Below are 6670 nucleotides of genomic sequence, written 5' to 3'. Positions count from 1 at the left end.
TGATAGCTGATAGCTGATAGCTGATAGCTGATAGCTGATAGCTGATAGCTGATAGCTGATAGCTGATAGCTGATAGCTGATAGCTGATAGCTGATAGCTATGTTATAATCCCGGCAATTTTTGACTTTCAGTAAGTAACAACGCAATGACACTTGATGATATTCGTATCGTATTAGTTAACACATCACATTCTGGTAATATTGGCTCAGCGGCACGTGCTATGAAAACGATGGGCTTATCAAATTTATATCTTGTTGATCCTGCTTGTGAGATTGACAGTCATGCGAGTGCGCTTGCAGCTGGTGCAACTGATGTTTTAGGTAAAACAGTGGTTGTTGATACACTGGCAGATGCGATTGCTGATTGTGGCTTAACAATTGGTACCAGCGCACGCTCACGTACTTTATCTTGGCCAATGGTTGAGCCGCGTGAATGTGGTGAAAAGTTAGTGGCTGAGGCTGAACAGGGTCCTGTTGCACTCGTATTTGGTCGCGAAAATAGTGGTTTAACGAACGAAGAACTACAACAATGTAACTACCACGTATGTATTCCTGCAAATCCTGAGTACAGCTCGTTAAATCTCGCGATGGCCGTGCAAACACTGTGTTATGAAACACGTATGGCATATTTAAATAAACAGCCAAAAGTACAAGAAGAAGACGAAGTAACCTACCCAAATGCGAAGCAAACTGAGCTTTTCTATGAGCATCTAGAGCAAACGCTAAACGACACAGGTTTTATCATCAAACAGCACCCAGGCATGGTGATGACTAAACTACGTCGTTTATTTAACCGCGCACGTCCAGAAGAAGCTGAGATGAACATCTTACGCGGTATTCTTACCTCTATTAATAAGTCTATTAAATAATCACAGGTTATAAGTATAATACTTGACTAAATTACTCAGGTAATTACAATGTACCCATTACTTGACTGTTTTTGTCAAGTATTCGGTTTTATCAATGGCAAGTATCAATTTTTATCAAGTGATAATACTTGACTATTTTGGTCTGGTAATTAAAATTTGCACACCTTAGCGTGCAGTAACATCGGGGGCTCCATGAAGTTAACATCAAAAGGCAGATACGCAGTAACCGCCATGTTGGATGTTGCACTACATACAAATGTGGGTGCAGTGCCTCTTGCCGATATTTCTGAACGCCAAGAGATTTCGTTATCTTACCTTGAGCAACTATTCGCCCGTTTACGTAAAAACGGCCTTGTGACCTCTGTGCGTGGCCCAGGTGGCGGATATTTACTAGGTCGAGAAGCGAACGAAATTTCTGTCGGCGATGTGATTAACGCCGTTGATGAGTCTGTTGATGCAACACGTTGCCACAATGCAACGGGTGGCTGCCAAAGCGGCATGCGTTGTTTGACTCATACCTTATGGTCGGACTTAAGCGCACGTATCGAAGAGTTTTTAAATAGTATTACCCTTGCTGAATTGGTGGAAAAGTCAGATGTGAAAGAAGTCGCATCGCGCCAAGATAACAGCATCAACAATGCAATTAAGCAACTGGAAAACATTCAAGTAAGCTGTCAACTGTAGCTTGACGAAAGCGGAGAGAGAAATGAAGTTACCGATTTATTTAGATTACGCAGCAACCACGCCTGTTGATGAACGTGTGGCAAAAGAAATGATGCAATGCCTGACTATGGACGGTAATTTTGGTAACCCTGCATCACGCTCACACCGTTTTGGTTGGCAAGCAGAAGAAGCCGTTGATCAAGCACGTACAGATATTGCTGATCTGATCAACGCTGACCCGCGTGAAATTGTTTTCACTTCAGGTGCTACAGAATCAAATAACCTAGCAATTAAAGGTGCTGCGCAGTTCTATAAGAAGAAAGGCAAGCACGTTATCACTGTTAAAACAGAGCACAAAGCAGTGCTTGATACGTGTCGTGAACTAGAACGTCAAGGTTTCGAAGTAACCTATATGGACGTTGAAGAAAACGGTTTACTTGACCTTAAAAAGCTTGAAGCTGCAATGCGTGACGACACAGTACTTGTGAGCGTAATGCACGTAAATAACGAGCTAGGTGTTATCCAAGATATCGCGACAATCGGCGAAATGTGCCGTGAGCGCAAAATTATGTTCCACGTAGATGCTGCACAAAGCGCAGGTAAAGTACTTATCGACGTGCAACAGTTAAAAGTAGATTTCATGTCGTTCTCTGGCCACAAAGTATATGGCCCGAAAGGTGTAGGCGCACTTTATGTTCGTCGTAAGCCTCGCGCACGTTTAGAAGCGCAAATGCACGGTGGTGGTCATGAGCGTGGTATGCGTTCAGGCACACTAGCTACTCACCAATTAGTTGGTATGGGTGCGGCATTTAGAATCGCTAAAGAAGATTTCGAAAAAGACCATGCACACATCAGCGCACTTCGTAAGCGCCTGATCGATGGCATCATGGCTGATATGGACGAAGTTTACTTCAATGGTGAACCAAGTCACTCAGTTCCAGGTATTGTAAATATCAGCTTCAACTTTGTTGAAGGTGAGTCGTTATTAATGGCTGTTAAAGACATTGCTGTTTCATCAGGTTCAGCCTGTACCTCAGCAAGCTTAGAGCCTTCTTATGTACTACGTGCATTAGGCCGTAATGACGAGTTGGCACACAGCTCAATTCGTTTCAGCATTGGCCGCTTTACGACTGAAGAAGAGATTGATTACACCGTTGAACTAATCAAAAACTCGATCGGCCGTTTACGTGAGATGTCTCCTCTATGGGAAATGCATCAAGAAGGTATTGATTTAGATTCAGTTGAGTGGGCGCATCACTAATCAGTGATCGCCGCCGCTAGCAGGTAGTGAGGATAGTATTATGGCTTATAGTGATAAAGTAATCGATCATGTTGAAAATCCACGTAACGTGGGTGCTTTAGACAAAAATGATCCGTCAGTTGCAACAGGTATGGTGGGTGCACCAGCATGTGGTGACGTAATGAAATTGCAAATCAAAGTATCACCAGAAGGTGTAATTGAAGACGCAAAATTCAAAACATATGGTTGTGGTAGCGCAATCGCTTCTTCTTCACTTGTAACTGAGTGGGTAAAAGGCAAAACATTAGATGAAGCTGCAACAATCAAAAACACTGATATCAGTGCTGAGCTTGAATTACCGCCAGTGAAAATTCACTGTTCAATTTTAGCAGAAGACGCGATTCAAGCAGCAATTGCTGACTACAAAAGCAAACAAGCGAAGTAAGAGATAAATTCATGGCAGTGACATTGACAGATGCGGCAGCAAACCGCGTAGAATCATTTTTAGCAAATCGCGGCAAAGGCATTGGCCTACGCGTTGGCATTAAAACGACGGGCTGTTCAGGTCTTGCTTATGTTCTTGAGTTTGTTGATGAGTTAGCAGACGGCGACGAAATTTTTGAAAGCCGTGGTGTGAAAGTGATCGTTGACGCCAAAAGCTTAGTCTACATTGATGGTACTGAGCTTGATTACACCAAAGAAGGTTTGAACGAAGGGTTTAAATTTAACAACCCGAACCAAGCCGATGAGTGTGGTTGCGGCGAAAGCTTCACCGTTTAAGCTTAAAAAACTTTCTTTGCTTGAAGCCCTGCCTATGTAGGGCTTTGTTCTTTCCTGTTTACCGAGTTGGATTATGTAATGCGTTACTTTGAGTTATTTGCAATTCCAGTAGATTACAACATTGATTTAGCGACTATTAATAAACACTACCTTGAGCTGCAACGTGCAGTTCACCCAGATCGCCACGCAAGCTCTAGCAGCCGTGACAAATTACTTGCTGTGCAAAATGCAGCAGAAATCAATGATGCATTACAAACTTTAAAACACCCGGTAAAACGTGCTGAGTACATGCTAAGCGAGCTTGGTGTAGATATTCGCGCCGAGCAACAAACATTGCAAGACCCGCTATTCTTAATGCAGCAAATGGAGCTGCGTGAAGAATTAGAAGAACTTGAAAATGCCGCAGATCCTGATGCAGCAATTGCCCAGTTTGAAGCGCAAATTAAACAGCTCGATAAACAATACAGCAGTGAATTAGCCGCTCAGCTGGCGAGTAATGATGAGCAACAATGGCAAGCTGCCGCTGACAATATTCGTAAATTGAAGTTTGTTTATAAGTTACGCGATGAACTAGAGCGTATTGAAGACAGTTTATTTGATGATTAATCGTTAGTTGTTACACAACAGCTATTTAAGAGTTTAAAAAGAGCATTATGGCATTATTGCAAATTGCTGAGCCGGGGCAGAGCGCGGCACCACATGAGCACAAATTAGCAGTCGGTATTGACCTTGGTACAACTAACTCGTTAGTTGCAACAGTGCAAAGCGGCGAAGCGCGCACACTGACTGATTTAGCAGGCAATGCGATGCTACCATCGGTTGTTCAATACCAAGCAGATAGTATTGTGGTTGGTGAGCGAGCGGCTGCAGCTGCAACTCAAGACCCTGCAAACACACTAATCTCGGTTAAGCGTTTTTTAGGTAAAACTCAGGCTGAAATCGAAAAAAGCTATGGTCAACTGCCGTACGAATTTTGTGAGCATGATGGCTCATTAGCAATCAGCACAGTTGCAGGTGCAATTAGCCCTGTTACTGCATCGAGTGAAATCTTAAAAGCATTGAAACTGCGCGCAGAAGACAGCTTTGCAGGTCAAGATATCTTAGGTGCAGTTATTACTGTGCCAGCTTATTTTGATGATGCTCAGCGTCAAAGCACCAAAGATGCTGCCGAGTTTGCTGGTATTAAGGTATTACGTTTATTAAACGAGCCAACAGCTGCGGCTGTTGCTTATGGTCTTGATTCAGGCCAAGAAGGTATTATCGCCGTATACGATTTAGGTGGCGGTACCTTCGATATTTCTATTTTACGTTTACACCAAGGTGTATTTGAAGTACTTGCTACAGGCGGTGACTCAAGCCTTGGTGGTGACGATTTTGACTCGCTACTAGTTGAATACTTTAAAACACAAACCGGTGTGAGCGAGCTTTCTGCATCGGTATTGCGTTTATTCATCAATAAAGCAAAAGCGTGTAAAGAAGCACTAAGCCAATACCAAACTGTGAATGTAGGTTTAGAGTTTGACGGTCAAAGCCACAAAGTTGAAGTAACCCGCGAAACGTTTGATGAGCTTGCTCTTAGCCTTGTGAAGAAAACACTACGTTCTTGTCGCCGTGCGGTTAAAGATGCCGGTATCGAGAACGAAGAAGTACTACAAGTTGTAATGGTTGGCGGCTCGACTCGTATGCCAATTGTACGCTCTCAAGTTGCTGCATTTTTTGATAAAGAGCCACTGACTTCTATCGACCCAGATCGCGTAGTTGCACTCGGTGCAGCACTGCAAGCAGATGTATTGGTTGGCAATAAGCCAGATTCAGACATGTTGCTATTAGACGTATTGCCACTGTCGCTAGGTCTTGAAACCATGGGTGGCTTGGTTGAAAAAATTATTCCACGTAACACCACGATCCCTGTTGCACGTGCACAAGAGTTTACTACTTTCAAAGATGGTCAAACTGCTATGTCACTGCATGTACTTCAAGGTGAGCGTGAGCTAGTTGACGATTGTCGTTCATTGGCTAAGTTCAGCTTAAAAGGTATTCCGGCCATGGCAGCCGGTGCTGCGCATATTCGCGTAACCTTTAAAGTAGATGCTGATGGCCTATTAAGTGTATCGGCAATGGAAAAATCAACGGGTGTGCAAGCTGAAATTCAGGTCAAACCATCGTTTGGTTTATCGGACGACCAAGTTGCAAACATGCTTAAAGAGTCAATGACTAACGCGAAAGACGACATGCAAGCGCGTATGCTTAAAGAGCAACAAGTTGAAGCGTTACGTGTTGTTGAAGCACTTGAAGCATCACTGGCAACCGACAGTGCATTACTTGACGAACAAGAATTAGGTGCGTTAAAAGCAGAAATTGCTAAACTTGTTGCCGTACGCGAAAGCGCAACAACACCTGCAGAAATTAAAGCAGCGATTGAAGCTGTAGACAATGCAAGTAGCGAATTTGCTGCTCGCAGAATGGATGCATCAATCAAAAAAGCGCTGCAAGGGCAGTCAGTAGACGAAGTTTAACGAGGTAAGGTATGCCACAAATTATTTTTCTTCCACACGAAGAGTTATGCCCAGAAGGCGCTGCTATTGAAGCTCCTACAGGTGAAACTGTATTAGATGTTGCACTAAAAAATGGTATTAGCATTCCACATGCTTGTGAAAAATCATGTGCATGTACAACATGCCACTTAATCATTCGTGAAGGCTTTGACTCTTTAGATGAGAGTGATGAGCTTGAAGACGACATGCTAGATAAAGCATGGGGTCTTGAGCCTGAATCACGCCTAGGTTGCCAAGCGGTGATCAAAGATGAAGATTTAGTGGTTGAAATTCCAAAGTATAATCTCAATATCGTTAATGAAGAGCATTAATTTTTAACGGCTTTGATTTCGTAAAAACCGCTGTAGTTGCTTGGTCTCTACAGCGGTTTTTTGTTTTTTAGAGCTGTCAGCTTTCAGCCGTCAGTTTTTAGCAGATCGAGATAGAGGTTTAGTTCTTTGTGTTAATGAACTGAAATAGCTTTACATTGATCTCTCAGGTTTTATGTTTTTGATAGCTGATAGCTGATAGCTGATAGCTGATAGCTGATAGCTGATAGCTGATAGCTGATAGCTGATAGCTGAT

Annotated in this window: 8 protein-coding genes; all 8 read left to right on the top strand. The window is 43.0% G+C overall.

Features of this window, described 5'->3' with window-relative positions; translation table 11 throughout:
- Nucleotides 1-145: 145 nt before the first annotated feature.
- The 8 genes from trmJ (at nucleotide 146) to fdx (ending at nucleotide 6417) form a co-directional block, all read left to right on the top strand.
- On the top strand, nucleotides 146-868 hold the full coding sequence (gene trmJ / locus NO991_RS20480; protein WP_138602698.1) for a tRNA (cytosine(32)/uridine(32)-2'-O)-methyltransferase TrmJ: 723 nt from the start codon (nucleotides 146-148) through the stop codon (nucleotides 866-868).
- A 192-nt stretch (nucleotides 869-1060) separates the two neighbouring features.
- Nucleotides 1061-1552: a Fe-S cluster assembly transcriptional regulator IscR gene (gene iscR / locus NO991_RS20475; RefSeq protein ID WP_054552499.1), complete on the top strand. Its 492-nt coding sequence runs from the start codon at nucleotides 1061-1063 to the stop codon at nucleotides 1550-1552.
- Nucleotides 1553-1574: 22 nt separating this feature from the next.
- Nucleotides 1575-2792 carry an IscS subfamily cysteine desulfurase gene (locus tag NO991_RS20470; protein WP_054552500.1) on the top strand — a complete coding sequence of 406 codons (1218 nt, stop codon included), beginning with the start codon at nucleotides 1575-1577 and terminating at the stop codon, nucleotides 2790-2792.
- Nucleotides 2793-2832: 40 nt separating this feature from the next.
- On the top strand, nucleotides 2833-3216 hold the full coding sequence (iscU, locus tag NO991_RS20465; protein WP_054552501.1) for a Fe-S cluster assembly scaffold IscU: 384 nt from the start codon (nucleotides 2833-2835) through the stop codon (nucleotides 3214-3216).
- 11 nt (nucleotides 3217-3227) lie between these two features.
- Complete coding sequence (gene iscA / locus NO991_RS20460; RefSeq protein WP_054552502.1) at nucleotides 3228-3551, top strand: iron-sulfur cluster assembly protein IscA; 324 nt, start codon at nucleotides 3228-3230, stop codon at nucleotides 3549-3551.
- Between the two features lie 78 nt (nucleotides 3552-3629).
- Complete coding sequence (gene hscB / locus NO991_RS20455; RefSeq protein ID WP_054552503.1) at nucleotides 3630-4157, top strand: co-chaperone HscB; 528 nt, start codon at nucleotides 3630-3632, stop codon at nucleotides 4155-4157.
- Between the two features lie 47 nt (nucleotides 4158-4204).
- Nucleotides 4205-6067: a Fe-S protein assembly chaperone HscA gene (gene hscA / locus NO991_RS20450; RefSeq protein ID WP_371352346.1), complete on the top strand. Its 1863-nt coding sequence runs from the start codon at nucleotides 4205-4207 to the stop codon at nucleotides 6065-6067.
- Between the two features lie 11 nt (nucleotides 6068-6078).
- The gene (fdx, locus tag NO991_RS20445; protein WP_054552505.1) at nucleotides 6079-6417 is read left to right on the top strand and encodes an ISC system 2Fe-2S type ferredoxin; all 339 of its coding nucleotides are present in this window, start codon (nucleotides 6079-6081) and stop codon (nucleotides 6415-6417) included.
- Nucleotides 6418-6670: the final 253 nt, after the last annotated feature.

Origin of the sequence: Pseudoalteromonas sp. DY56-GL22, assembly GCF_041414715.1 — a bacterium.
In the GTDB taxonomy this organism is placed as follows: Bacteria; Pseudomonadota; Gammaproteobacteria; order Enterobacterales; family Alteromonadaceae; genus Pseudoalteromonas; species Pseudoalteromonas simplex.
The sequence above is the reverse complement of the archived record's forward strand: the minus strand, read 5'-3'. Positions and strand labels throughout refer to the sequence as shown.